This window comes from Stenotrophomonas sp. SrG (assembly GCF_050031795.1).
GTDB classification, from domain to species: domain Bacteria; phylum Pseudomonadota; class Gammaproteobacteria; order Xanthomonadales; family Xanthomonadaceae; genus Stenotrophomonas; species Stenotrophomonas rhizophila_A.
The window spans coordinates 1-250 of the sequence record NZ_JBNBBE010000629.1 but is presented as its reverse complement, the minus strand read 5'-3'; the positions used below and the strand labels follow the sequence as shown (position 1 = coordinate 250).

Here is a 250-nt window from a genome sequence, read left to right as displayed (position 1 = left end):
TGCCTGGCCGGCTGCGCCGGTGCGCCGATGCTGGTCATCAACGGCCATTACCACGAGCGCCAGACCGTCGAGCAAGTCGACGAGCTGCTGGACGGGTTGGAGTCAGACATGGCACATCATCACGCACCCCAGGGCCCGGTCGGTCCCGCACCGCTGCCGCACCAGGTGGTCTTCACCACCTTGCACTACGACACCCCGTGGTCGTGCGAGAACTACCTCAAGACCGGTGGCTATGCCGCCCTGCGCAAGA

General features: G+C 66.0%; 2 pseudogenes. Both read left to right on the top strand.

Annotated elements, in window-relative coordinates:
• Positions 1–102, top strand: a pseudogene (locus tag ACQG3P_RS21115) (NAD(P)H-dependent oxidoreductase subunit E); the annotation flags it as partial.
• A gap of 6 nt (positions 103–108) precedes the next feature.
• Positions 109–250 (top strand): annotated as a pseudogene (locus ACQG3P_RS21110) (NADH-quinone oxidoreductase subunit F); the annotation flags it as partial.